This window comes from Leucobacter ruminantium (assembly GCF_017565705.1).
In the GTDB taxonomy this organism is placed as follows: Bacteria; Actinomycetota; Actinomycetes; order Actinomycetales; family Microbacteriaceae; genus Leucobacter; species Leucobacter ruminantium.
Genome location: NZ_JAGDYL010000024.1, coordinates 16,772 through 41,336 on the forward strand (window position 1 = coordinate 16,772; position 24,565 = coordinate 41,336).

The following is a 24,565-nucleotide window of genomic DNA, read 5'->3' on the forward strand; positions in this document are numbered from 1 at the left end:
GCCCGCGCTCTGACAGGATAGAGGGATGGCAATCACCGCAGCGGCAGACGGTTCGGCACTCGGCAACCCAGGCCCGGCCGGATGGGCCTGGGTGATCGACGAGCGGCAGTGGCGCGCGGGCGGCTGGCCCCGCGCCACCAACAACCAGGGCGAGCTGATGGCCGTGCTCGACCTGCTGCGGGCCACGGCCCACCGCGCGGACGAACCGCTGCTCGTGCTGTGCGACAGCCAGTACGTGATCAACTCGGTGACGAAGTGGATGCCCGGCTGGAAGCGGCGCGGCTGGCGCAAGGCCGACGGCAAGCCGGTGCTCAACAGGGATCTGCTGGAACAGCTCGACGCCGCCCTCGCAGGTCGAAATGTGAAGTTCGAGTGGGTGAAGGGGCACGCCGGCCATCCGCTCAACGAGGCGGCCGACCTGCGCGCCCGCGCGGTCGCCACGGCCTTCCGCTCCGGTCTCGCGCCCGACCCCGGGCCGGGTCTCGCAGGGGCGGCTGCCGCGGTCGAGATCGAGCCGAGCACCGCAGCGGCGCCCCCGACTCTGTTCTAAAGGTTCAGAAGCTGCGCCAGCAGTGGGCGTGGTAGTGCCGACGATCCCTCACGGCCGCCTCATCGCCGAAGAAGTGCTCGGCGTTCCAGGCCACGACGTGCGCCTGACCGGCCGGGATATCCGTGCCGCACGACGGACAGCGGTAGACCTTCTCGGCTCGGTGGGCCGGGATATCGCGCACGAACCATTCCAGGCCCCGCCGCGACTCGCGACGCGCTCCCCCGTAGGCGAGCCTCGTGACGTCGCGCGGAGGCTCCTGGGCGGCCCGCTGATACTTGTTGACGCGGCGGTTACGCGCCACGCCGGGTCACCACCAGTCGTTCGCCTGCCAGAAGTCAAACGCACCCTTCCAACCGCAGTACATGCGGCCCGATACGCAGGTATGGGCATACTGATTCGCCCAAATCAGATTGGCCACAGGGTCATAACCGTTCCCGCCAGGGACCTTGCTGCAGGGCAATGCCTGTGCCAGGCCACACGCACCCGAAGTCGCGTTCGTCGCGTTCGGGTTCCAGCCGCTCTCGCGCGAGACAATCTGGTCGACATAGAACCAGTCGCTCTCGGGGATGCCGGCGGCAGCCATCCATTCGGCGGGCGCACCGCCGCCCGTGTACCTCGCGGGCGCGGAGGCGGACGACGACTGGTCCTTCTTCGCCGCCTCGGCCTCGGCGGCCGCCTTCTCCGCTTCGAGGCGCTTGCGCTCCTCCTCCGGATCGGGCAGCGTGACCGTGGGAACCTCCGCGAAGACGAGATCGTCTTCGGGATTCTCGTTGGGCACGAACTCCTGGGTGATGCGCGCCTGGAACGCGGCCTCGTCGGCCTGGGCGCTCGGCATCGAGAAGGGCGCCACCACGGCGCCGCCGAAGAGCACAGCGACCGCGACTACCGCGAACGGGGCTCGGAGTCTGGTCCAGGGGGAACGGAAGGAGTGATTCACGACAGGCACAATGTAACGATTGTATCTCGGCGCGACGGACAGGGCAACGCCCCGCCGTGCCTTCTCAACGTTGTCATTCCGCACGACAGAGGAGAAGACGCCCGGATCATGCGCGACTTCGAGAGAGGCCCCGAACGCCTCGGCCTCATCGGGTCGAGAGGATCAGGTCCACGACCGAGTCGAGCAGCGCATCCACCTGGTCCTCGTCGTATCCCCGCCACTGCGAGTGGAACACCACGTCGCGCACATCGGCCGGAGCGATCGCGATCTCCCGCCGCTCGAACATGTCGGAGACTCGATCGAGGAACGCATCGACCTGCGAACGACGATAGCCGGTGGCGAACAGACCCCTGCGGCGGAAGCGCCGACCGCGCGGGCGCTGCAAACGGCCGCGCACCTCCGACAGCAGCTGGCGGGTCTCGTCCCACCAGGCGTCCTCGCCGATCTCGCGGAGGCGGGCACGACGCTCCCGCTCGAAAAAGACTTCCTCGAGGCGGTCCATCGCCGCATCCACATAGCGGGCGGAGTACCCCCGCTTCCTCACGGCGAAGGCCGTGCCGCGCACCTCGGCGGCGGTCATCCCCGATCCCTCGCCCGATGCCGTCTCGTAGCTCGAACGCGCACGTTCGAGGAACGCGTCGACCTGCTCGGGGTGGTAGCCGAGCTCGGACTTGCCTGCGAGGGGGAACGCCGTGTGCACCACACCATTCTGCCCGCCGCGCTTCGCCTCTTGCTGAACGCCCTGCGCCATCACACCACTCCCAATACGAGCGCGACCCCGTACACGCCGACGGCGGACGGGAGGAGCGAATCGAGCCGGTCGAGGAAACCGCCGTGACCGGGGATCCACGAACTCATGTCCTTCACTCCCAGATTCCGTTTGATGAGCGACTCGGTGAGATCGCCCCCGGTCGCCGTCAGCAGCACGACGAGGCCGAGCACCACGCCGACCCACCACGGCTGCCGCAGCGCGAACAACGAGACGACGACTCCGACGATCACGGCGACGAGCGCCGCTCCCGCGAATCCCTCCCATGTCTTGTTCGGGCTGATCCGCGGCGTCATCTTGTGCTTGCCGAGCGTCACTCCCGCCGCATAGGCCCCCACATCGACGGAGACCACGACGGCGACGAGCCCGAAGACCCACCACTCCCCCCGTTCACCGCTCAGCAGGAGCACCGCGAACGAGGCGAGGAAGGCGACGTAGACGAGCGTGAAGAGGCCAGAGAACACATCGCGCACCAGCGTGCGCGGCGCCGTCTCCCAGCTCGGAACAAGCCCCTCGACGAGGCGCCACAGCGTCAGCAGCACCGATCCGGCGAAGAGCCCGAGCAGCATGCCCTCAGCCCCCCAGAAATAGGCGCCGACGACCACGACGAGGCCGCCGAGCACTACGCCGACGCGCGGCACCCGCCGCCCCGCGGTGCGGAACGCCGCGGCGAGCTCGACGAGCGCGATCGAGACGAGCGCGGCGACGAGCACCGCGAACAGTCCCTTCAGCAGGAAGAGGCTCGCGATGAAGATCGCGGCGAAGATCAGGCCGGAACCGATCGCGAAGACCAGATTGCGACCGGCTCGCGCCTCGATGCGGGCGTTCGTCGCCTCGAGCTGCGCACGCTTCGATTCCAGGTGAGCCCTGATCTCATCGCGGCGCTCCGAGCCCGACATCGCAGTCAGACCTCCAGGAGTTCGGCTTCTTTGCGCTTCATCGCGTCGTCGATCAGCTCGATGAACTGCTTGGTGACGGCCTCGAGTTCCTTCTCGGCCCGCGCCACGTCGTCCTCGCCGATCTCGCTCTTCAGCGCATCCAGTTCGTCCTTGCCGTGACGACGCACACCGCGCACCGCGACGCGCGCATCCTCGGCGCGGTTCTTCACGATCTTGACGAACTCCTTGCGGCGCTCCTCCGTCAGCTCGGGCAGGGTGACGCGGATCACGTTGCCGTCGTTCGAGGGGTTGGCACCGAGGTTCGGCATGTCGCGAATGGCCTGCTCGATGCCCTTCATCGCGCCCTTGTCGTAGGGGGTGATCAGCAGGCTGCGGGCGTCCTGGTTCTGCACCGATGCGAGCTGCGGCAGCGGGGTGGGCGTGCCGTAGTAGTCGACCTGCAGGTTCTGCAGCAGCGCCGGGTTCGCACGGCCCGTGCGCACCGTGGCGAAGCTCTCCTTCGCGGCGTCGACCGCCTTCGTCATGCGTTCCCTGACATCGGCGAAGACTTCTTCGATCACGGCGTTCTCCTTGCTCCGGTGGTCAATATTTCAAGTCTAGTGGTGGCGCGCAGGACTCAACTGTGCACGAGCGTGCCGAGCTTCTCGCCGCTGATCGCCCGCGTGACGTTGCCCGCCGGCTCCATGCCGAACACGCGCATCGGCATGCCGTTGTCCATGCAGAGGCTGAACGCGGTCGAGTCGACGACCTTGAGGCCCTGCACGAGCGCATCGTTGTAGCTGATCCGATCGATGAGCGTGGCGTCGGGATCCTGGCGCGGGTCGGCCGTGTAGACGCCGTCGACCCCGTTCTTCGCGACGAGCACCTCGTCGGCGTGGATCTCGAGCGCGCGCTGCGCCGCCACCGTGTCGGTGGAGAAGTAGGGCAGGCCGGCGCCGGCGCCGAAGATCACCACGCGTCCCTTCTCGAGGTGGCGGATGGCGCGCAGCGGGATGTAGGTCTCCGCGACCTGCGTCATCGTGATGGCCGACTGCACGCGGCTGCCGACGCCCGCCTGCTCTAGGAAGTCCTGCAGGGCGAGGGCGTTCATCACCGTGCCGAGCATGCCCATGTAGTCGGCTCGGGCGCGATCCATGCCGCGCTGGGAGAGCTCGGCGCCCCGGAAGAAGTTGCCGCCGCCCACGACCACCGCGACCTCCGCCGATTCCATGGCAGCCGCGATCTCGCGCGCGATCTGGCTCACCACATCGGGATTCACGCCGAGCGTGCCGCCCCCGAACGCCTCCCCCGAGAGCTTCAGCAGGACTCGGCGTTTGCGGGTCTCGGTCATGGGTTCTCCTTCGCAGGGTGTGGTTCTGGTCTCAGCCAATGATAGTGCGGGGCAGCGAAAGACCCGGGCCGGAAGGGGTGCTCCCCAGTCCGACCCGGGTCTCGATGGTCTCGCTTACGCGCCGACCTTGCCGCGGGCGAAGCCCGTGACGGTGATGCCGGCCGCATCGGCGACCTTCTTCACGTCGCGCTTCTCCTCGTCGAGCGCGTGGATCTGCTCGTTGAGCACGACCTGCTTGAAGAACGCGTTCAGGCGCCCCTCGACGATCTTCGGCAGAGCGGCCTCGGGCTTGCCCTCGTTCTTCGAGACCTCGGTGACGATCTCGCGCTCCTTCTCGACATCGGCCTCGGGGACCTCGTCGCGGGAGACGTAGAGCGGATCGGCGAAGGAGATGTGCTGGGCGATGCTCAGCGCAGCCTTCGCGTCGTCGCCCTCGTAGCCCACGACCACGCCGATCTGCGGGGGCAGATCCTTCGAGGTGCGGTGCAGGTAGACGGCGGTGGCCGGGGCCTCGACGCGCGAGACCTTGCGGAGCTCGATGCGCTCGCCGATGACGGCGGCCTCGTCGGTGATCAGCTCGGCGACGGTCTGGTCGCCGGCGGGGGCCGCGAGGGCCTCCTCGGCGTTCTTCGCGCCTGCCGCGACGATCGCCTTGAGCACGCGATCCGCGAGCGCGAGGAACTTCTCGTTCTTCGCGACGAAGTCGGTCTCGCAGACGAGCTCGATCATCGTGGCGGCGCCCTCGCTCTGCTCGACGGCGACGAGGCCCTCGCTCGCCTCGCGGTCGCCGCGCTTCGCGACGCCCTTCAGGCCCTTGAGGCGCAGGATCTCGATGGCCTTCTCGATGTCGCCATCGGCCTCGGTGAGCGCGTTCTTGCAGTCGACCATGCCGGCGCCGAGGCGCTCGCGCAGTTCCTTCACAGCGGCCATGCTTACTGCAGCCATGTGTGACTCCTTTTACTGAGTGTGCAGTGGAAAGTGTGGGGCTCGTTACTCGGCGGAGGCCTCGGCGGGTGCCTCGGCAGCAGCCGGAGCCTCCTCGGCGGCCGGAGCCTCCTCGGCGGGGGCCTCGGTCTTCTCAGCGTTCAGCAGCTCGACCTCCCACTCGGCGAGGGGCTCGGCGGCGGCCTCGCCCTCGGCGGGCTTCTGGTGGCGCTCCATGAGACCCTCGGCCGCGGCGTCGGCGATCACGCGGGTCAGCAGCGCGACCGAGCGGATGGCGTCATCGTTGCCCGGGATCGGGTAGGTGACCTCATCGGGATCGCAGTTGGTATCGAGGATGGCGATCACGGGGATGCCGAGCTTCTTCGCCTCGTCGATCGCGAGGTGCTCCTTCTTGGTGTCGACCACCCAGAGAGCCGACGGGGTCTTCGTCATGTGACGGATGCCGCCGAGCGACTTCTGCAGCTTCTCGAGCTCGCGCTTCTTGAGCAGCAGCTCCTTCTTGGTGAAGCCGCTCGTGGTGCCCTCGAAGTCGAGCTGCTCGAGCTCCTTCATGCGCTCGAGGCGACCGGTGACGGTCTGGAAGTTGGTGAGCAGACCGCCGAGCCAGCGCTGGTTGACGTAGGGCTGGTTCACGCGGGTCGCCTGCTCGGCGATCGCTTCCTGCGCCTGCTTCTTGGTGCCCACGAAGAGGATGTTGCCGCCGCGCGCGACGGTGTTCTTCACGAAGTCGTAGGCGGCATCGATGTAGCCGAGCGACTGCTGCAGGTCGATGATGTAGATGCCCGAGCGCTCGGCGAAGATGAAGCGCTTCATCTTCGGGTTCCAGCGACGGGTCTGGTGTCCGAAGTGGACGCCGCTGTCGAGCAGCTGGCGCATGGTGACGACGGCCATTGCCGGTCTCCTGTTCTGCGCACCCCTGCGGGCGCGCGCTTGCGGTTGTTCATCGGCCGCGGATGCGGCCAGATCCTGGTGCCCGCGGGCTTCGCCGCTCCCTGCGGGAGACCGGTGGCGAAGCGCCGACAATCGGGCACGCGAAGTCATCTCTTTCGAGATGCATCCAACAGTGTAGCACCGCTGCGGCGCCCGATCCCTCCCTCAGCACCCGGCGTTTCCACCGAGACGCCGACTCGTCGGAGACTCGGGGGCCTTCTCCCTCCACACCCGGCGTTTCCACCGATTCGGGCCCGGCTTCTCCACATCGGCTCTTTTCTGCTTTCGCTCCCCGGGCAGAGCCGCGACGCTGGCCGACAGGAGGTGCACGATGAACGGCACGAGAATCGAAGACGGAACGGCTCGCGGGTCGGGCAACCGCGCACTCGGCGATCGCGGCGAGGCGATCGCCGCCGAGTATCTGGCGGCGCAGGGGTTCCGCATACTGGAGAGGAACTGGCGCACCAGGCACGGCGAGCTCGACATCGTCGCGCGAGAGCACCGCACCCTCGTCGCCGTGGAGGTGAAGACGCGGAGCGGCACCGGTTACGGCACCCCGCTGGAGGCCATCACCGCGCGCAAAGCCGCCCGATTGCGGCGCCTGCTGCTCGACTGGCGGCGCGCCCAGTCAGCGCACGGTCTCGAGCTGCGCATCGACGCCGTGGGCATCACGCTGCTTCCCGGCGCAGCCCCGCGAATCGACCACCTGCGGGGCATCTCGTGAGCCGCGAGGTGTGCCGAGCCGGCGCGATCGCGCTGACCGGCCTCGAAGGCACAGCCGTGATGGTCGAGGCCGCAGTATCCCGGCAGCTGCCCGGCATGGCGATCATCGGTCTTCCCGACACCGCGCTCGCCGAGGCGAAGCTGCGGGTGCGCACCGCGTCGGCGCAGTCCGGCCTGCCGCTGTCGGACCATTTCATCACCGTGAATCTCCAGCCGGCCGATCTGCCGAAGCAGGGATCCGGGTTCGACCTCGCGATCGCGCTCGCCGCGCTCGCGGCCTCGGGCAGGCTGCCGGGCACCCGGCTCGGCGAGACGGCGCACATCGGCGAACTCGGACTCGACGGCGAGCTGCGCCGCCCGGCCGGGCTCCTCGCGGCCACCGTCTCGGCACGGGAGCTGGGGTTTCGCCGCGTGATCGTGCCGGAGCAGGGAGCGACCGAGGCGGCCCTCGTGCCGGGCGTCGAGATCGTCGCCGCGCGAGACCTCGCGGGCGCGGTGGCCTGGCACGCGGGCGCGGCCGGGGCCTGGCGGGTCGTGCCACCGACTCCGCGGCAGGAGCGCCGGGCTGCGGAGGAGGCCGACATGTCAGACGTCATCGGGCAGCCCGAGGCCGTCGAGGCCCTGGTGATCGCGGCCTCGGGCGGGCATCATCTCTCGCTGCTCGGGCCGCCGGGCGCGGGCAAGACGATGCTGGCCTCGCGTCTGCCGTCGATCCTGCCCGACCTGACCCAGGCGGAGTCGCTCACCGCCAGCAGCATCGCAGCTCTGGGCGGGGTGCCGCTCGGGTCCCTCGTCGACCGCCCGCCGTTCGAGGCGCCGCACCACACGGCCTCCGCCGTGTCGATCATCGGCGGAGGAGACGGTGCCGGAGTTCACGCGGGCGCGATCACCCGCGCCTGCCACGGCGTGCTCTTCCTCGACGAGGCGCCCGAGTTCCCCCGCTCCGTGCTCGACGGGCTGCGACAGCCGCTGGAATCCGGGTGGATCGAGATCCACCGTGCCAGGCTGCGCACGACGCTCCCCGCCCGCATCCAGCTCGTGCTCGCGGCGAACCCCTGCCCGTGCGGCAACGCGGGCTCCCCCGATACCGCGGCGGAGTGCCGCTGCAGCCCCGCCACCCGGGTGCGTTACCTGCAGCGCATCTCGGGCCCGCTGAATGACCGCATCGATCTCCATCTCACCGTCCGCCGCGTCTCGAGCGCGCTGCTCGGCGATGCCGCCGCTCCGACTCCGTCGAGCGCCGAGCTGCGCGAGCGGGTCGGACGGGCTCGACTCAGGGCGACCGAGCGCCTGCGCGGCACGGCGTGGAGGGTGAACTCCGAGCTCCCGGGCACCTGGTTGCGCAGTGCCGCCGGCCGTCTGACACGGGCGGACACCGCGGTGCTCGATCGTGCGCTCGCGCGAGGGGCGCTGACGCTGCGCGGCTATCACCGCGTGCTGCGACTCGCGTGGACCATCGCCGATCTGGCCGAGCTCGAACGGCCCGGGCGCGAGGAGATCGCGCGGGCGCTCGTGCTGAGAGGCGGCGGTGCGCCGTGAGCGGGGCGAGCATGCACGTGGGAGCCGACGCCGAGATCCGCTGTAGGCTCGACCGCCTCGTACGAGAAGGCCCGGGCTTCGACGCGGCGGCGGCCGACGCGATGCTCGCCCGCATCATCTGGTCGCGGCTCGTCGAACCCGCCGACGCGGCAGCCGGGGAACTCCTCGCGGCCCTCGGCCCGGGGCCGGCACTCGACCTCGTGGTCTCGGGGGCCGGCGCACGACGGCTCTGCGAGGCGGCGCGCCGTGCTACCGGGGTGGAGCTCGACGCCCGTCGCATCGGCGCGGGGATCAGGCGCTGGGCCCCGCGCCTCGATCGCTCGGCGACCCTGACCGACCTCGACCGGGGCGTCGCGAACGGAATGCGGATCATCGCCCCGGGGGCCGAAGCCTGGCCGACCCTGCTCGACGATCTCGGCGAGCACGCGCCGCTCCTGCTCTGGGTGCTCGGCGAGCCCGAGCACCTGTCCGCGGCATCGCTCGCGGTGGTCGGGGCCAGGGCATGCACCGGCTACGGCACTCACGTCACCGCCGAGCTCACCGATGCGGCGAGCGCGGCAGGTGCCACGATCGTCTCGGGCGCGGCCTACGGCATCGATGCGGTTGCGCACCGCACCGCTCTCGCCGCGCAGACGCCGACCGTCGCCGTGGTAGCGGGCGGGGCCGATCGGCCGTACCCCGCGGCGCACACCCAACTGCTGCAGCGCATCGCCGAGGCCGGCGCGGTGTGCTCCGAGATGGTGCCGGGCGCGGCCCCCACCAGGTGGAGATTCCTGATGCGCAACCGCATCATCGCAGCCCTCTCGGCCGCCACGCTCGTCACCGAGGCCGGCGCGCGCTCGGGGTCGATCAACACGGCGGGCAATGCGGCCGAGCTGGGCCGTCCGCTCGGTGCGGTGCCCGGTCCCATCACCAGCGCGGCATCGAGCGGCTGCCACAGGCTCATCCGAGAGTACGGCGCGTCGCTCGTGACGAACGGAGAGGAGGTGAGAGAGCTGCTGGGCATCGACGACGCGGGTGTCGCCGGAGAGGGAGCGGGCGGGAGCACGACCGGTTCGAACGGGACCGGCTCAGGCGAAACCGGCCGCGGCGAGCACGGCGAGCGTCAGAGCCCGCTGCATCGACGCGTGATCGACGCCCTCCCGCTGCGGGGCACCCGCAGCACTGCGGAGGTGACGAGGCAGGCGGGATTAGCCCCAGAGGAAACGGCGGGCGCGCTCGCCGAGCTCGAACTGCTCGGATTCGTGGCACGTCGCGAAACGCCGGGCATCTCGGAGACGCGCTGGGTGCTGCAGCGGCGAGAATGAGGGCATGCGACTGGACGAGGCGATCGAGGGTTTCCTGAACGCCGTTCGCTTCGAGTACGGCTACTCCGAGCACACGCTGCGCTCCTACGGACGCGATCTGCGGGAGTTCGCGGAGCACGCGGCCGCGACGCGTGCAGGGAGCCCGACGCGCGCGGGGAGGAACCCCGGGACGAAGCCGGCGACGGATTCGCAGAGGGATCCGGGAACGGACGCGGAAAGGGTGCCGGGAACGGGGTCGGAGAAGGAGCGGGGAACGGATCCGGGTGCCGGTGCCGACGCCATGACCGTCGCGGAGTGCGATATCGAGGTGATGCGGGGCTGGCTCTGGGCGCGGCAGCAGCGCGGACTCGCGCCGAGCACGATCGCGCGGGGCGTCGCGACGCTCAAGTCCTTCGGCTCGTGGCTGGAGCGCACCGGAGCCGTGCCGGGCAACCCGGCCTCGCGCCTCCGCTCTCCGAAGGCGCCCCGATCCCTCCCCCGAGTGCTCGGCGACGAGCAGGTCGCCCGCATCCTCGACCGAGCCGCCGCGCGCGCCGAGAGCGGCGACCCCGAGCAGCTGCGCGACCACGCCGTGCTCGAACTGCTCTACGCCGCCGCCCTGCGCGTGTCGGAGCTCTGCGGGCTGCCGCTCACCGGCTTCGACCGGCGCGAGCGCACCGTCCGGGTGCTGGGCAAGGGCGGCAAGGAGCGCGTCGTGCCCATCGGCGCCCCCGCAGCCAGGGCGATTGAGGCCTACCTCGAACGCGGCCGCCCCGCGCTCGCCGCACGAACCGCGGCAGAGGACCGACCCTCGGGTCCCGTGGGTTCTGCGGGGGACCCGCTCGAGGGGTCCGCGGGCGAGCCCCGCGGCGCTGCCGGAGCGCAGACCGGGCCCGGCGTCTCGGACCGCCTCTTCCTCGGCGTCCGCGGGGGTGCGCTCAGCACCCGCACCGTCTATCGCGTCGTCGCACGCGAGCTCGAACAGGAGCCGGGCGGAGGGCCACGCGGCCCGCACACGCTCAGGCACTCCACGGCCACGCACCTCCTCAACGGGGGCGCCGACCTCCGCATCGTGCAGGAGATGCTGGGGCACGCCAGCCTCGGCAGCACGCAGATCTACACCCACGTCTCCACGGAGCGTCTGGCCGAGGCCTACCGCCAGGCGCACCCGCGCGCCTGAGCGGGCACAAGCTCCGAGCAGCCTCGAAGCCCGCGCAGACCGCCCCGGTCCCCACGGCGGCAGCACGGGTCTGCTCACCAGGGCAGCAGCACGGGCCGGTTCGCGAAGAAGCGCATGGGGTTGACGTACGCGCCCTCCACCCGCACTCCCACGTGCACGCACTCGGCGAGGCAGTGCCCGCCGCTCGACACGGCGCCTATCCGCTCCCCTCGACGCACCGACGCGCCGGTGGCGACCTCGGCGGCGACCGGCTCGATCGACACGACCGTGTCCGTATCGAGTCGGATCGAGACCACCCCGCGGTCCACGACCGGGCCCGCGAACGAGACCGTGCCCGACACGGGGGCCAGAACCGCCTCTCCGGGAACGGCGGGCAGGTCGATGCCGCGATGCCCAGACGCGTAGTCGTGAACCGGGGCGCGATAGGGGCCCGAGACCTCGAGCGCCCTCCCGAGCGGCGGCGCCCAGCGCTCCGCGCCCGGCGCGCTCGCGGTGAGCGCGAGCAGCGGAGTCAGCAGAGCCGCGAGCAGCGGCGCCGGCTGCCTCGCCGGCAGTGCCGCGAGCGGTGCGAGGGAGCGGAGAGGGATCATGCCCCGATCCTCCCCGGCGCGTCGGGGATCCCGCAGCCCGAAACCGGCCGATGTGGACGACACGCCGTGAGAACGGTACCCGTTCCGGTTGTGGAGGGAGAAGGCGGACCGCTCGCGACCGCCTCAGGCGCCCGAGACGCCGGGCAGCGATACCGGGCCGCGATCCCTCGCCCTATTCGTCGATCGACAGTTCCTGGGGCAGCTTGAACTCGCGCGCCGAGAGCTCCTCGACGTTGACGTCCTTGAAGGTGAGCACCCGCACCGACTTCACGAAGCGGTCGGAACGGTACACGTCCCACACCCAGACATCGCCCATGGTGAGCTCGAAATAGAAGTCGCTGCCCGCGTCCTGCCGCTTGAGATCGACCTCGTTGGCCAGGTAGAAGCGCCGCTCGGTCTCGACGACGTAGCGGAACTGGCTCGCGATGTCGCGGTACTCGCGAAACAGCGACAGCTCGGCCTCGCGCTCGTAATCGTCCAGCTCGTCCTCGTTCATCCCCACCATCCTACGCGCTCCGGCGGCCGTCGAAACCCGGGCCGATTCCGGATTGACTTATTCGAACATATGTTCGAATATTGCTCCATGATTCCCGCCGCGACCGTCGACTCCCTGCAGCGGCGCATCTCCGAGATGCAGCCGGTGCGGCTCGACGACCGCGCGCTTCCGACGCACGCCGGTCTGCGCACCCTGCTGCCGGGCGGGGCACTGCGGAAAGGGGCGAGCTACTCGGTGCACGGCTCGCAGCAGCTGGCGCTCGCCCTGATGAGCGCGAGCTCCGCATCGGGCGCCTGGTGCGGGGTGATCGGCTGCCGCTCCTTCGGAGCAGAGGCCGCAGTCGAGCTCGGCGTCGCACTCGATCGCTGCGTCCTGATCCCGGAACCGGGCGCCCACGCCATCAGTCTCGCGAGCGCGCTGTGCGAGATCCTCACCGTCGTGCTGCTCCGGGCGACCTCGACGCCTCGCGCCGGAGACGCCGAACGAATCTCGGCTCGACTCCGCGAGCACGGCGCCGCGCTCATCGTGCTGGGCGACTGGCCGCGGCCCGAGAGCACGCTGAGGGTCACAGGTTCCCAATGGACCGGGCTCGGTCGGGGACACGGCGCGCTCCGCTCCCGACGGCTCGCGGTGCGCACGCAGGACCGGCGCGGGGTGCGCGAGCACACCGTCGGCTTCGAGGATGGCGCGGTCGTGGCCGATCCCTCACCGATCGCGAGCGGGTTGCGATGAGCACGGCGACCGCACCCGAGCGCACCCTCGTCCTCTGGATCCCCGACTGGCCGGTGCGGGCGCATGCGATCGAGCGCGCAGCGGAGGAGGCTCCGCCCCTGCCTCCCACCGTCGCGCTCGTCTCGCAGCGGCGCGTCGTCGCCTGCTCCGCCGCCGCGCGCGCGGAGGGCGTGCGGCCGGGGCTGTCCGAGCGCGAAGCGCAGTTCCGCTGCGCCGACGCGGTGATCCTCCCGCACGACCCGGAGGTCGACGAGCGCCGCTTCGCGCCCGTCATCGCCGCGCTCGAGCGCATCATCCCCGGCGTCTCCCCGCTGCGACCCGGCCTCTGCGCGATGCGGGCGCGAGGCCCAGCCAGATACTACGGCGGAGAGGACCGGGCCGCGGCCGAGATCCTGCGGCTCGCCGAATCGCTCGAGCTCCCCGACGCCAGGATCGGCATCGCCGATGGATGGTTCGCGGCCGAGCAGGCGGCCCGATCGGCCGCGGATGCCCCGGGGATCGAGTCCCCCGCTCCGGGCATCCGCATCGTGGCGGCCGGCGGATCACGGGCCTTCCTCAGCCCGCTGCCGGTCTCGCGCGCGGCCGATCCGCGCTTCGCGGAGGTGCTGCGAGGGCTCGGCATCCGCACGCTCGGCTCCTTCGCAGCACTCCCGGAGGAGGCGGTGCGGCAGCGCTTCGGCGCGACAGGCACGGCGGTGCACCGCCGTGCCTCCGCCGCGCCGCCCGCGCACGGCTCGGAGCTGCGCCCTCGCACCCCGGCCCGAGAACTCGCAGCAACGCTCGACTTCGAGCCGCCGCTCGACGCCGCCGAGCAGCTGGCATTCGCCTGCGCCGCGCTCTCCGAGCGCTTCGTCGAAGAGCTCGCCGAGGAGCGACTGGTCTGCACCTCGCTCCGCGTCGAGCTCACCGACGACATCGGCCTGCGCCACGAGCGCGTATGGTCGCACCCCCGCCGCTTCACCGCGGCCGATGTCGTGAACCGCATCCGTTGGCAGTCGGACACCGTGCCCAGGGATCCGGAGCGGAACGGAGCGGGGATCGTCCGCGTGAGACTCTCCCCCGTGCACACCGACCGTGCGGCGGCGCACGAACCCGGCCTCTGGAGCACGGGGCCCGATGAGCGCGTGCACCACCACCTCAGCCGGGTCCAGAGCCGCATCGGGCACACCGGGGTCGGCACCGTCAGGATCACCGGAGGGCGTCTGCTCGCCGAGCGGCAGCAGTTCACGCCGTGGGCGACCGCCGCGCGCGATCGGCGCTCCGCGACCGGGCCGTGGCCGGGATCCCTCCCCGCTCCCCACCCCAGCGAGGTGTTCGCGCCCCCGGTTCCCGCCGAACTGCTCGACGACTCCGGCCTGCTCGTCGGCATCGACTGCGACGAACTGCTCGACGCCAGACCAGCGCGGCTGCGTGTCGGCGAGGCGGCGGGGAGCGCACCGGTCGCCGGCTGGTCGCAGCCGTGGGCACTCCGAGAGCGCTGGTGGCGCGGCGTCCCCGAACGCTTCCGCCTGCAGGTGCAACTCGGCGACGGGGACGCCTGGCTGCTGCTGCACCAGGGAGGGAGGTGGTTCGCGGAGGGTCGCTACGACTAGGGACGGAACGGAAGCGGGAGGCGGGCGGGAATAGCCGTGATGCGATGAAGGATCGCTGCGGCTGGCCGCTGTGACGATCCACGGCTCCGGAGAAAACCGAGACGAACCGGGACGACGCGAGAAGAACCGATACGACGCGAGAGGAGGCGGGCATGGGATGGAGCAATCCCCCGGTGCCGTGGGAGGAGTTCGAACGGCGCCTGTCGGGGAGACCGCGGCACGGCGGGTCTCCGGTCGGGTCTCCGGTCGGGTCTCCGGTCGGCTCGCCGCCCCCGACCGAGCTGCCGGCGCCACCCGGTGCCCCGGCTCCAGCTCCAGCTCCGCCCCCACGCGATGACCCCACGGCCCCGACCGGAGCGCCCGGAACACCCGGAGCGGCCGGGACGCCCTACGCTGAGCTGCACGCCCACTCGCACTACAGCTTCCTCGACGGCGCATCCTCTCCCGAGGCGCTCGTCTCGGAGGCCGCGCGGCTGGGCCTCACCGGCCTCGCCCTGACCGACCACGACGGCTTCTACGGAACCGCCCGCTTCGCAGAGGCCGCGGAGCTGCACCCCGAGCTCATCACGGTGCACGGCGCCGAGCTCTCGCTCGGACTCGACGCTCCCCAGCTCGGCGCGACCGACCCGGCGGGCACGCACCTCCTCGTCCTCGCACACGGCATAGAGGGGTACCATCGCCTCGCCGGGGCGATCACCGAGGCTCAACTGCGGGGCGGCGAGAAGGGCCGACCCGTCTACGACCTCGACGAACTGGCCGCGCGGGGTCGCGGGCACTGGGCGATCCTCACCGGCTGCCGCAAGGGTGCGGTGGGGCGCGCGCTCGATGCCGGCACCACCCGCGAGGCGGGAGACGCGCTGGCCTCCCGCGAACTCGACGCGCTCACCGACCGCTTCGGAGCAGACGCCGTCTACGTCGAGCTCACCCACCACGGCCACCCCGGCGACGACGCCCGCGTCGACCGCCTCGCGAGTCTCGCCGAGGCGCACGGCCTCCCCACGCTCGTCACCGGCAACGTGCACTACGCGGTGCGCGCGGACGCCGACCTCGCCGAGGCCATGGCGGCGGTACGGGCCCGCCGCAGCCTCGACGAGCTCGATCCGCACCTCCCCGCCACCGGCGCCGCCCACCTGCGCAACGGAGCCGCCATGCTCCGCCGCTTCGCCCGCCACCCCGACGCGGTCGCACGCACGGTGCCGCTCGCCCGCGAGCTCGGTTTTCCGCTCAAGGCGGCGAAGCCCAGGCTCCCGAAACTCGACGTGCCCGAGGGGCACACCCAGATGAGCTGGCTCAGACACCTCGTCTGGGAGGGCGCGGCGAAGCGCTACGGCGACCGCCTGCCCGACGGGCACCGGCAGCGTCTCGAGCGCGAACTCGAAGTCATCGAACGGAAGGACTTCCCCGGCTACTTCCTCATCGTGCACGACATCGTTCGCGAGGCGCGCGACAGGAACATCCTCTGCCAGGGGCGCGGATCGGCCGCGAACTCCGCAGTCTGCTACGTGCTCGGTATCACCGCCGTCGACGCGATTCTCTACGATCTCCCCTTCGAGCGCTTCCTCTCCAGCCTGCGCGACGAGGAGCCCGACATCGACGTCGACTTCGACTCCGAGCAGCGGGAGCAGATCATCCAGTACGTCTACGGGAAGTACGGCAGGCGCAACGCCGCCCAGGTCGCGAACGTCATCAGCTACCGCACGAAGGGCGCGATCCGCGACGCTGCCAAGGCGCTCGGCTACGGCGCGGGGCAGCAGACCGCCTGGACCCGCGACATCGAGGGCTGGCACCGCCCCTCCGGGGAGATGCTGAACGAGATCCCGGCCGAGGTCCGGGCGCTCGCCGCCCGCTTCGCGAAGGCCCCCAGGCACCTCGGCATCCACTCCGGCGGCATGGTGCTCACCGAACGCCCGGTCGGCGAGGTCTGCCCGATCGAGCACGCGCGCATGGACGACCGCACCGTGCTGCAGTGGGACAAGGACGACTGCGCGGCGATGGGCCTCGTGAAGTTCGATCTGCTCGGCCTCGGCATGCTGAGCGCCCTCCAGAAGACGATGGACCTGGCCGCGCGGCACACGGGCGAGCGATGGACCCTCGCGACGATCCCCAAGGAGGAGGCCGGGGTCTACGACATGCTCTGCCGGGCCGATGCCGTCGGCGTGTTCCAGCTCGAGAGCCGCGCCCAACTGAACACCCTGCCGCGGCTGAAGCCGCGCAGGTTCTACGACCTCGTCATCGAGATCGCGCTGATCCGCCCCGGTCCGATCCAGGGCGGCGCGGTGCACCCGTATCTCAGGCGCAGGGCGCACCCCGAGGAGGTCGACTACCCGCACGAGAAGCTCATCCCCGTGCTCGAGCGCACCCTCGGCGTCCCGGTCTTCCAGGAGCAGCTCATGCAGATGGCCACGGCCGTGGGGGATTTCTCGGGCGAGGACGCGGATCTGCTGCGCCGCTCGATGGGCTCGAAGCGCGGCGAGGAGCGGATCGACGGCCTCAGCGGCAAGCTCTTCGCGGGCATGGCGAAGAACGGCATCACGGGTGAGGCGGCCCAGCTCATGTACGAGCAGATCAAGGCCTTCGCCGACTTCGGCTTCGCCGAGAGCCACTCGATCAGCTTCGCGCTGCTCGTCTACACGAGCGCCTGGTTCAAACTGCACTACCCCGCCGCCTTCCTCGCCGGGCTTCTGCAGTCGCAGCCGATGGGCTTCTACTCGGCCCGCTCGCTCACCGAGGACGCCCGGCGCCACGGCGTCGAGGTGCTGCCGCCCGACGTGCAGCGCTCCGACGCGCAGGCGGGGCTCGAGCGGATCGCGGGCGCGGCGGGCGCCGCCGCGGCACGCGGTTCCGATGCCTGCCTCTCCCCCGAGCAGCCTCCGGTCCCGGAGTTCGACCCGGAGACCGCCGACACGAGCGGCCGCCACCGCCGCGACGGCGCCTTCGCGGTCAGGCTCGGGCTCTCGGACATCCGCGGCATCGAGACCGCGATCGCGGATCGGATCGCGAGGGCCCGGGAGGCCGGCCCCTTCGCCGACCTCGCCGACCTCGCACGGCGTGCGGATCTCGACCGCGAGCGCATCGAGGCACTGGCCGCGGCCGGTGCCTGCGAGAGCCTGGGCCTGGGGCGGCGCGAGGCGCTCTGGGCCGCTGCCCCGGCCGCCGACAACCGCGAGCGCTTCCTGCCGGGCATCGCGGTGCACGTGCAGCCCCCGTTGCTGCCGGTGCTCAGCGAGACCGAGCAGGCCGAACTCGACCTCTGGACCACCGGGGTCGCGGGCCGCGGCGCGCATCCGCTCGCGTTCGTGCGAGACGCGCTCGACGCGCGCGGCGTCGTCCGCTCGGACCGAATACGGCAGACGGCTCCCGGCACCGCGGTCGAGGTGGCCGGCATCGTCACGCATCGGCAGCGCCCCGGAACGGCGAGCGGCATCACCTTCATCACCCTCGAGGACGAGGCCGGCACGGTGAACGTCGTCACGTGGCAGCAGGTGTGGGAGCAGAACCGCCTGGTCGCCCGTTCCTCCCCCGCCCTCGTCATCCGCGGTGTGCTCGAGCGCTCGCCCGAGGGCGTCGTGAACGTCATCGCGCAGCGGTTCGAGCCGCTGGCCGCGCCCGCCGGAGTCGCGTCGCGGGATTTCCGGTAGGGATCCCCGACGCTCCTCGCGGCGCGGAGTATCCGACAGGGATCCCCGCCGCCCCTAGCGGTACTCGGTGGGGATCGCGGGGTCGCCCCGGGTGAGGCTCATGGCGACGGGAGGCAGCTCGGCGACGCAGGCGCGGTGCCGTTCGCGGGCCGCCGCGATGCCGGCGCTCCCGATGTGCTCGGCGCGCACCTCGCCCGCCTCGACGAGCGGCACGAGCACCTCCCGCGAGCTGGCGGCGAGCTCGGAGCCCTCGGGCTCCCCGCCCGGGCCGTCGCCGAGGAACAGCAGCTCGGCGGTGGCGATCCCTCGCCGGTTGAAGGCGCGGCGCACGCTCTTCCTCCCGCCGACGGACGCCTTGTCCGCCGACTTCTTCGCGACCGAGACCCACTCGCCCTCGTCGTTCTCGTGGGCCACGAGCTTGTAGACCATGCCCATGGTCGGGGTGCCCGAACCGGTGACGACAGAGGTGCCGACCCCGAAGCTGTCCACGGGAGAAGACGCGAGCGCCGCGACGGTGTGCTCGTCGAGGTCGTTGGTGACCGTGATGCGGGTGCGGGTGGCGCCGAGCTCGTCGAGGAGCTGCCGCACGCGCGCCACCACGACCGGCAGGTCGCCGGAGTCGATGCGCACGGCCCCGAGATCGGTGCCCGCGACCTCGACCGCGGTGCGCACGCCCTGCTCGATGTCGTAGGTGTCTACGAGCAGGGTCGTGTCGGTGCCGAGCGCGGCGACCTGCGCCTCGAACGCCTCGCGCTCGCTGTCGTGCAGCAGCGTGAAGCTGTGAGCGGCGGTGCCCATGGTCGGGATGCCGTAACTGCGCCCAGCCTCCAGGTTGGAGGTCGCGCTGAAACCGGCGACGTAGGCGGCGCGGGCCGCGGCGACGGCGCTGTACTCGCCGGTGCGGCGCGATCCCATCTCGGCGAGCGGCTTGCCGCCTGCCGCGTGTGCCATGCGCGACGCAGCGGTGGCGACGGCGGAGTCGGCGTTCAGGATGCTGAGCGCCAGCGTCTCGAGCAGCACGCCCTCCGCGAAACTCGACTCGACGATGACGAGCGGTGAGCCCGGGAAGAACACCTCGCCCTCCGGGTATCCCCAGATCTCGCCGCTGAAGCGGAAATCGGCGAGCCAGTCGAGCGTGCGGTCCGCGACGATGGCCCGCTCGCGCAGGAACTCCAGTTCGGCGTCGCCGAAGCGGAAGCGCCCGATCGCCTCGAGCAGGCGACCCGTGCCCGCGACCACCCCGTATCGCCTGGCGCCGGAGAGACGTCGGGCGAAGAGTTCGAAGACGCTGCGGCGGTGAGCGGTGCCCGAGCGGAGCGCCGCGTCGACCATCGTCAGCTCGTAGTGGTCGGTGAGGAATGCCGTCGAGGTGTGCACGTCGCCAGCATACCGGCTGGTGCGCTTAGAGGCCGCGCGGGTAGGCGCGACCTCTAGGCGGAGCGCTCCAGGCTGTCGGCATCCTCCTCGATCACCGAGCCGCTGGCCGACCAGGGGAAATCGATCCAGAGCGAGGTCGCCCTCCACGAGTAGTCGGGCGACGCGACGGTGCCCGGCTTCGTGTAGATCGTTGCCGAGCGCACGTCCGCGCCCTCGGCGCGCAGCAGCTCGACCGCGAGCTTCAGGGTGCGGCCGCTGTCGGCGACGTCGTCGACGAGCAGCACGCGACGGCCTGCGAGGTAGCCGAGATCGAGCGCGGGAGGGATCACCTCGGGCCGCTCGAGCACCGTGCCGATACCGGTGTAGAACTCGACGTTGAGAGCGCCGCAGTTCTTCGCGCCGAGGCCGTAGGCGATCGCACCGCCGGGCAGCAGTCCGCCGCGCGCGATCGCGACGACCACGTCGGGAACGAAGCCGTCTGCGACGATCTGGCGCGAGAGGTCGCGCGTCGCGTCTCCGAAGCCATCCCAGGTGAGCACCTCGCGGGTGTCGGTCATGTCGTTTCTTCCTCCGGGGATCGGCGCTACTTGCGCATCTTCTCGTAGACCTTCTTGCATTCCGGGCACACCGGGAACTTCTCGGGATCGCGCGAGGGCGTCCACTTCTTGCCGCACAGCGCTCGCACCGGCTTCCCGGTCACCGCGGACTCGAGGATCTTGTCCTTCGGCACGTAGTGGGAGAAGCGCTCATGATCGCCGTCCTCGATCTGCGAGTCCTCGAGCAGCTTCTCGAGTTCGCGGTCGAGCACGTCGACGCCGCCTGCGGGTTCCGAATCGCGTCGCGTGAAGATTCCCATGAACCGATTCTACGCGACGGCAGCACCCGCGGCGGCACCGCGGCACCATGCCGCCTCGCTCAGTCGAACACCTGCGTCACGGCGATGAGCTCGGGCGCGCTGCGGTCGAAGAGCCAGCCGCCGATCACGATGCCGAGCCCCAGCACCGCCGCCCCGTACCCGGCGCCGAAGAGCAGCGCCCAGGCGTTGTCGGCGAATTCGACGTGCACCATCGCGTTCACCGACATCCAGACGACGGGGGCCGAGAGCACGAGGGCCGTCACGATCGACAGCGTCTGCGCGAGACCCGAGCCCGAGCCCGACCACTGCGGCTGCACGAACGGGCTGTCGCCCGGTCGGGTCGCGGGATAGGGCATGAGCACCGAGAACACGCTCGACGAGGCGCTCGAGACGAGCAGCACGCCGAGGTTCAGACCGAGCACCGAGGGCAGCACGCGCCAGTCGCCCAGCAGCGTCACCGTGATGCTCGAGCCGATGAGCGCGAGCGGGATGCCGATCATCATCACGGGGGCGAGGCGGCCGGCGCGGTCGGCGCGGCCACGGGTGCCGCTCGCCACGTGCGTCCAGATCGCGGTCGAGTCCATCGCGATGTCGTTGTGCTGGGACCAGCCGAGCAGCAGCAGGATGACCGGGAGCGGCACGAGCGCCAGGGTGTGCGGGTCGACGCCGGCGATCCAGAGCGCGACGAGCATGATGATCGGCGCGACGGGGATCGCGAAGAGCGCCACGCGGTATCGCGGATCGCGAGCCCAGTAGGTCAGTTCGCGCGCGGCGATCACCTGGGACGGCCGCGCGGCGAATCGCTCGAACCAGCCGAGGCCGCTGCGGGCGATGCCCGGATCGAGCGGACGGTCGATGCGCTGGTTCGACACCGTCGCGACGAGCACCCAGACCACGAGCAGCAGCAGCACCGAGACGGCGACGATCCCGAGTCGGATCAGCCCGCCCGCCGTGTCGCCCGCCGCGAGCAGCGCGAGGCCGGCGAACGGCGCGCCGAAGGGCGTCCACCCGAGGATGCGGGCGGTCTCGCCGAGCCCCGAGACCCCGCCCGACAGCGCGGTCGTGACGGCGAACACGGCGACGGGGAGGAATGCGACGGCGAGCAGCACGCCGACGGTGCGGACGGTGCCCGCGTGCCGAGCACCGGCCATGAGCCTGGAGATGCCCGCGCTCACGCGCACGCTGCACATCGCGAGCAGCGCCGCGAGCACGAACGCCACGGGCGCGGCCCAGCCGGGCGAGTGCCACCCGGGGCGCAGCACGCCGAGCGAGACGAGCCAGATCGCGAGCAGCAGGAACGGCCTGCTGATGACCGAGGTCAGCAGCAGCGAGATCGCGATCGTTCCGGGGCCCGCGGGGAACTGCGCGAACTGGCGCGCGTCGAGCAGACGCCGATTCTCGAAGAAGGGCACCACGAAGACGGCGGCGAGCAGCAACCCGCCGATCACGGTGTCGACCGTGCGGAGTTCGCCGGCGTCCGCGATGAGCAGACCCGGCAGCAGGGCGAGCGCGACAGCGCCCGCGGCGAGCAGCAGGAAGAGGACGACCGTTCGCAGGCCCCTGAGGAACGACCCGCGGAAGGCGCCGCCCAGCAGCGCTACTCGGAGTCGGAGGAGCCGTGCAGCCACTCGAGTCCCTTCTTGGCATCGCTCATGCCGGTCAGTCGGGTGAAGCGCTCTTCGAGGCTGACGCCGTCGCGCACCTCGTCGACGGTGCCCTGGGCGATGACGCTGCCGTCGACGATGATCGCGACGTGGTCGCAGACGCGCTGGATGAGGTCGAGGCTGTGGCTCGACATGATGACGCTGCCGCCGCCGGCCACGTACTTCTCCAGGATCTCGGTGACGTTCGACGCCGAGACCGGGTCGATCGCCTCGAAGGGCTCGTCGAGCACGAGCACGTCGGGCGCGTGGATCATGGCGCAGGCGAGCGCGATCTTCTTCTGCATGCCCGCGGAGTAGTCGGAGACGAGGCGTCCGAGCGCCGACTCGAGTCCGAAGGCCTCGGCGAGTTCGCCCGCGCGCTGCGCGAGCGAGGCCTCGGCGACGCCCTGGAGCACACCGGAGTAGTAGAGCAGCTGCGCACCGGTGAGCCGGTCGAAGAGCCGCAGACGGTCGGGCAGTGTGCCGATCAGCCGCTTCGCCGCCGGGCCGTCGGTCCACACGTCGACCTCGCCGACGGCGACTCGCCCGGAGGTCGGGCGAAGCAGGCCGCTGATCATCGAGAGCGTGGTCGTCTTGCCCGCCCCGTTGGGGCCGACGAAGCCAGTGAACGAGCCCGCGTGCACCTCGACCGAGACCTCGTTCGCCGCGACGAGTGTGCCGTAGGTCTTCGTGAGCATCTCGGTGCGCAGCACGACCGGATTCTGGGCGGCGATGCGACCTCGCTCACGGGCGCGCACCACGGAGGGCGTCGGCACCTGGATGCGCCCCGTCCTCGGAGCGTGCGACGAGGCCTCCGCGGAAGCCTGGGAGGATGCGTTCGGCGACCCGTCGCCGGTCTGGGGCGTCTGGTCGGGTGCGGAAGAGGGCACGGTGGAAGAGGTCTCGGGCGGCACGCGTCTAATCTACCAAAACATCCTCCGCTACTCCGCCCAGCCTGGAACCGGCAGAATAGCTTCTGTGACCCAATCCCCCGAGCACCGTTCCGCCCGCGCCACGGCGTGGTCGTCGCTGTGGCTGCTGACGCGGCGCGACCTCAAGGTGCGCTATTCGACCTCGCTGCTCGGCTATCTGTGGTCGATCCTCGATCCGCTGCTGATGAGCCTCATCTACTGGTTCATCTTCACGCAGGTGTTCAACCGCACCGTCGGGGAGAGCCCGTACATCGTCTTCCTGCTCACCGCGATGCTGCCCTGGGTCTGGTTCAACGGCGCGGTGAGCGATTCGACCCGCGCGTTCCTGCGCGACGTGAAGCTCGTGCGCTCAGTGGCGCTCCCGCGGTGGATCTGGGTGGGCCGCATCGTGGCGTCGAAGGGCATCGAGTTCCTGCTGAGCCTCCCCGTGCTGGTCGGCTTCGCGGTCTTCTCCGGCGCGAGCGTCGGCTGGGGCCTCCTGCTCTTCCCGCTCGGAGCGGTGCTGCTCGCCGCCCTGATCCTGGGAATCGGCCTCATCGTGGCGCCGCTGACCGTCTTCTTCCGCGACTTCGAGCGCGCGATCAAGCTGCTGCTGCGGGTGCTGTTCTACGCCTCGCCGGTCATCTACGGCGCCGGAGATCTGCCGCACTTCGCGCAGCCCCTCGCGTGGCTCAACCCGCTCTCCGGCATCTTCTCCCTCTTCCGCGCGGGGTTCTTCCCGGATCAGCTCGACTGGGGTCTCGTGGCCTCTTCCGCGGGCATCACCGCCGTGCTGCTGGTCGTCGGCGCCCTCGTCTTCCGCCGCTCGGTCGGCGGCGTGCTGAAGGAGTTGTGACGTGACGGACGAAGCGATCATCACGGCGCGCGACCTCGGTGTGCGCTTCCGGCGCAACCGGGGCTCGCGGCGCAGTTTCAAGGACCTTTTCGCAGGTCGCGCGCGCCGAACGGCGCCCGGCGAGTTCTGGGCCCTGCGCGATGTGGGCTTCACGGTGCGCACCGGCGAGGCGATCGGCGTCGTAGGCCGCAACGGCCAGGGCAAGTCGACGCTGCTGAAGCTCGTGGCCGGCGTGCTGCTGCCCGATGAGGGATCGGTGCGCGTGCACGGCGGCGTAGCCCCGCTCATCGAGCTCACCGGCGGCTTCGCCGGCGACCTGACGGTGCGCGACAACGTGCTGCTCACGGCGGGCATGCACGGGCTCAAACGGCGCGAGATCGCGGAGCGCTTCGACGACATCATCTCGTTCGCCGGTGCGGGTGACGTCATCGACACCCCCTTCAAGCATCTCTCCAGCGGCATGAAGGTGCGCGTCGCCTTCGCGGTCGTGTCGCAGCTCGACGAGCCCGTGCTGCTCGTGGACGAGGTGCTCGCCGTCGGAGACAAGGCCTTTAGGGCGAAGTGCTACCGCCGCATCGAGGAACTGCTCGCCGCGGGCAAGACGCTCTTCCTGGTCTCTCACAACGAGCGCGACCTGCGTCGTTTCTGCACGCGGGGCCTGTACCTCGACCGGGGCGAACTCGTGCTCGACGGCCCGATCGACGAGGTGCTCGAGCGCTACAACGCCGATCACCCCGCGTAGAGGCGATCCCTCAATCTCGACCCGCTGGCCCGGCGAGGCGAAGC

Annotated in this window: 25 protein-coding genes; 10 read left to right on the plus strand and 15 right to left on the minus strand. The window is 71.0% G+C overall.

Features of this window, described 5'->3' with window-relative positions:
• Positions 1-25 precede the first annotated feature (25 nt).
• A complete protein-coding gene (locus J4H91_RS12350) occupies positions 26-550 on the plus strand; it encodes a ribonuclease H family protein (RefSeq protein WP_208046567.1) in 525 nt (174 codons plus the stop codon).
• Between the two features lie 4 nt (positions 551-554).
• Here J4H91_RS12350 and J4H91_RS12355 read toward each other — a convergent pair whose 3' ends face one another.
• From J4H91_RS12355 to rpsB, 8 genes are all read right to left on the minus strand, one after another.
• Entirely contained in the window at positions 555-851 is a 297-nt protein-coding gene (locus tag J4H91_RS12355; RefSeq protein ID WP_208046568.1) for an ATP/GTP-binding protein, read from the minus strand.
• Positions 852-857: 6 nt separating this feature from the next.
• On the minus strand, positions 858-1,421 hold the full coding sequence (locus J4H91_RS12360) for an aggregation-promoting factor C-terminal-like domain-containing protein (RefSeq protein ID WP_341783537.1): 564 nt from the start codon (positions 1,419-1,421) through the stop codon (positions 858-860).
• A gap of 211 nt (positions 1,422-1,632) precedes the next feature.
• Positions 1,633-2,238 carry a DivIVA domain-containing protein gene (locus J4H91_RS12365; protein ID WP_208046569.1) on the minus strand — a complete coding sequence of 202 codons (606 nt, stop codon included), beginning with the start codon at positions 2,236-2,238 and terminating at the stop codon, positions 1,633-1,635.
• Positions 2,238-3,155 carry a phosphatidate cytidylyltransferase gene (locus J4H91_RS12370; protein ID WP_208046570.1) on the minus strand — a complete coding sequence of 306 codons (918 nt, stop codon included), beginning with the start codon at positions 3,153-3,155 and terminating at the stop codon, positions 2,238-2,240. The genes J4H91_RS12365 and J4H91_RS12370 overlap by 1 nt, the downstream gene beginning before the upstream one ends.
• Positions 3,156-3,160: 5 nt before the next feature.
• The gene (gene frr, locus J4H91_RS12375; protein WP_208046571.1) at positions 3,161-3,715 is read right to left on the minus strand and encodes a ribosome recycling factor; all 555 of its coding nucleotides are present in this window, start codon (positions 3,713-3,715) and stop codon (positions 3,161-3,163) included.
• 56 nt (positions 3,716-3,771) lie between these two features.
• Positions 3,772-4,485, minus strand: coding sequence for a UMP kinase (gene pyrH / locus J4H91_RS12380; RefSeq protein WP_208046572.1), 714 nt, complete (start codon positions 4,483-4,485; stop codon positions 3,772-3,774).
• Positions 4,486-4,599: 114 nt separating this feature from the next.
• Positions 4,600-5,430, minus strand: a complete 831-nt coding sequence (gene tsf / locus J4H91_RS12385) for a translation elongation factor Ts (RefSeq protein WP_208046573.1) — start codon at positions 5,428-5,430, stop codon at positions 4,600-4,602.
• Positions 5,431-5,475: 45 nt separating this feature from the next.
• Positions 5,476-6,321 (minus strand): 30S ribosomal protein S2, encoded by an 846-nt coding sequence (rpsB, locus tag J4H91_RS12390; protein ID WP_208046574.1) that lies wholly within the window; start codon positions 6,319-6,321, stop codon positions 5,476-5,478.
• A gap of 370 nt (positions 6,322-6,691) precedes the next feature.
• Between rpsB and J4H91_RS12395 the strand changes: the two genes are divergently transcribed.
• The 4 genes from J4H91_RS12395 to J4H91_RS12410 are packed head-to-tail and all read left to right on the plus strand — an operon-like array spanning position 6,692 to position 11,088.
• On the plus strand, positions 6,692-7,084 hold the full coding sequence (locus J4H91_RS12395; protein ID WP_208046575.1) for a YraN family protein: 393 nt from the start codon (positions 6,692-6,694) through the stop codon (positions 7,082-7,084).
• Positions 7,081-8,622 (plus strand): YifB family Mg chelatase-like AAA ATPase, encoded by a 1,542-nt coding sequence (locus J4H91_RS12400; RefSeq protein ID WP_208046576.1) that lies wholly within the window; start codon positions 7,081-7,083, stop codon positions 8,620-8,622. Before J4H91_RS12395 ends, J4H91_RS12400 begins: the two co-directional genes overlap by 4 nt.
• On the plus strand, positions 8,619-9,929 hold the full coding sequence (gene dprA, locus J4H91_RS12405) for a DNA-processing protein DprA (RefSeq protein ID WP_341783538.1): 1,311 nt from the start codon (positions 8,619-8,621) through the stop codon (positions 9,927-9,929). The genes J4H91_RS12400 and dprA overlap by 4 nt, the downstream gene beginning before the upstream one ends.
• Positions 9,930-9,933: 4 nt before the next feature.
• Positions 9,934-11,088 carry a tyrosine recombinase XerC gene (locus J4H91_RS12410; RefSeq protein WP_208046577.1) on the plus strand — a complete coding sequence of 385 codons (1,155 nt, stop codon included), beginning with the start codon at positions 9,934-9,936 and terminating at the stop codon, positions 11,086-11,088.
• 74 nt (positions 11,089-11,162) lie between these two features.
• Here the strand turns inward: J4H91_RS12410 and J4H91_RS12415 are convergent, their stop codons facing one another.
• Together J4H91_RS12415 and J4H91_RS12420 are read right to left on the minus strand one after the other, a co-directional pair.
• Positions 11,163-11,678 carry a M23 family metallopeptidase gene (locus J4H91_RS12415; RefSeq protein ID WP_208046578.1) on the minus strand — a complete coding sequence of 172 codons (516 nt, stop codon included), beginning with the start codon at positions 11,676-11,678 and terminating at the stop codon, positions 11,163-11,165.
• Between the two features lie 172 nt (positions 11,679-11,850).
• Positions 11,851-12,174 carry a DUF2469 domain-containing protein gene (locus tag J4H91_RS12420; protein WP_208046579.1) on the minus strand — a complete coding sequence of 108 codons (324 nt, stop codon included), beginning with the start codon at positions 12,172-12,174 and terminating at the stop codon, positions 11,851-11,853.
• An 87-nt stretch (positions 12,175-12,261) separates the two neighbouring features.
• Between J4H91_RS12420 and J4H91_RS12425 the strand changes: the two genes are divergently transcribed.
• The 3 genes from J4H91_RS12425 (at position 12,262) to J4H91_RS12435 (ending at position 18,136) form a co-directional block, all read left to right on the plus strand.
• A complete protein-coding gene (locus J4H91_RS12425; protein ID WP_208046580.1) occupies positions 12,262-12,906 on the plus strand; it encodes a hypothetical protein in 645 nt (214 codons plus the stop codon).
• Positions 12,903-14,498, plus strand: a complete 1,596-nt coding sequence (locus J4H91_RS12430; protein WP_208046581.1) for a DNA polymerase Y family protein — start codon at positions 12,903-12,905, stop codon at positions 14,496-14,498. Before J4H91_RS12425 ends, J4H91_RS12430 begins: the two co-directional genes overlap by 4 nt.
• A 152-nt stretch (positions 14,499-14,650) precedes the next feature.
• Positions 14,651-18,136 (plus strand): error-prone DNA polymerase, encoded by a 3,486-nt coding sequence (locus J4H91_RS12435; RefSeq protein WP_208046582.1) that lies wholly within the window; start codon positions 14,651-14,653, stop codon positions 18,134-18,136.
• A 54-nt stretch (positions 18,137-18,190) separates the two neighbouring features.
• On the opposite strand, the gene J4H91_RS12440 is transcribed toward J4H91_RS12435, so the two are convergent.
• From J4H91_RS12440 to J4H91_RS12460, 5 genes are read right to left on the minus strand one after another with little or no spacing between them, the layout of a single operon-like run.
• Entirely contained in the window at positions 18,191-19,513 is a 1,323-nt protein-coding gene (locus tag J4H91_RS12440; protein WP_208046583.1) for a nicotinate phosphoribosyltransferase, read from the minus strand.
• 53 nt (positions 19,514-19,566) lie between these two features.
• Positions 19,567-20,070: a phosphoribosyltransferase gene (locus tag J4H91_RS12445; protein ID WP_208046584.1), complete on the minus strand. Its 504-nt coding sequence runs from the start codon at positions 20,068-20,070 to the stop codon at positions 19,567-19,569.
• Positions 20,071-20,096: 26 nt separating this feature from the next.
• Positions 20,097-20,369: a DUF3039 domain-containing protein gene (locus tag J4H91_RS12450; RefSeq protein WP_208046585.1), complete on the minus strand. Its 273-nt coding sequence runs from the start codon at positions 20,367-20,369 to the stop codon at positions 20,097-20,099.
• A gap of 59 nt (positions 20,370-20,428) precedes the next feature.
• The gene (locus J4H91_RS12455) at positions 20,429-21,997 is read right to left on the minus strand and encodes a hypothetical protein (RefSeq protein ID WP_208046586.1); all 1,569 of its coding nucleotides are present in this window, start codon (positions 21,995-21,997) and stop codon (positions 20,429-20,431) included.
• Positions 21,967-22,926 (minus strand): ABC transporter ATP-binding protein, encoded by a 960-nt coding sequence (locus tag J4H91_RS12460; protein WP_341783539.1) that lies wholly within the window; start codon positions 22,924-22,926, stop codon positions 21,967-21,969. Before J4H91_RS12460 ends, J4H91_RS12455 begins: the two co-directional genes overlap by 31 nt.
• Positions 22,927-22,990: 64 nt before the next feature.
• On the opposite strand from J4H91_RS12460, the gene J4H91_RS12465 reads away from it, so the two are divergent.
• Complete coding sequence (locus J4H91_RS12465) at positions 22,991-23,779, plus strand: ABC transporter permease (RefSeq protein WP_208046587.1); 789 nt, start codon at positions 22,991-22,993, stop codon at positions 23,777-23,779.
• Position 23,780: 1 nt separating this feature from the next.
• Positions 23,781-24,521 carry an ATP-binding cassette domain-containing protein gene (locus J4H91_RS12470; RefSeq protein WP_208046588.1) on the plus strand — a complete coding sequence of 247 codons (741 nt, stop codon included), beginning with the start codon at positions 23,781-23,783 and terminating at the stop codon, positions 24,519-24,521.
• The last annotated feature ends 44 nt before the right edge of the window (positions 24,522-24,565 follow it).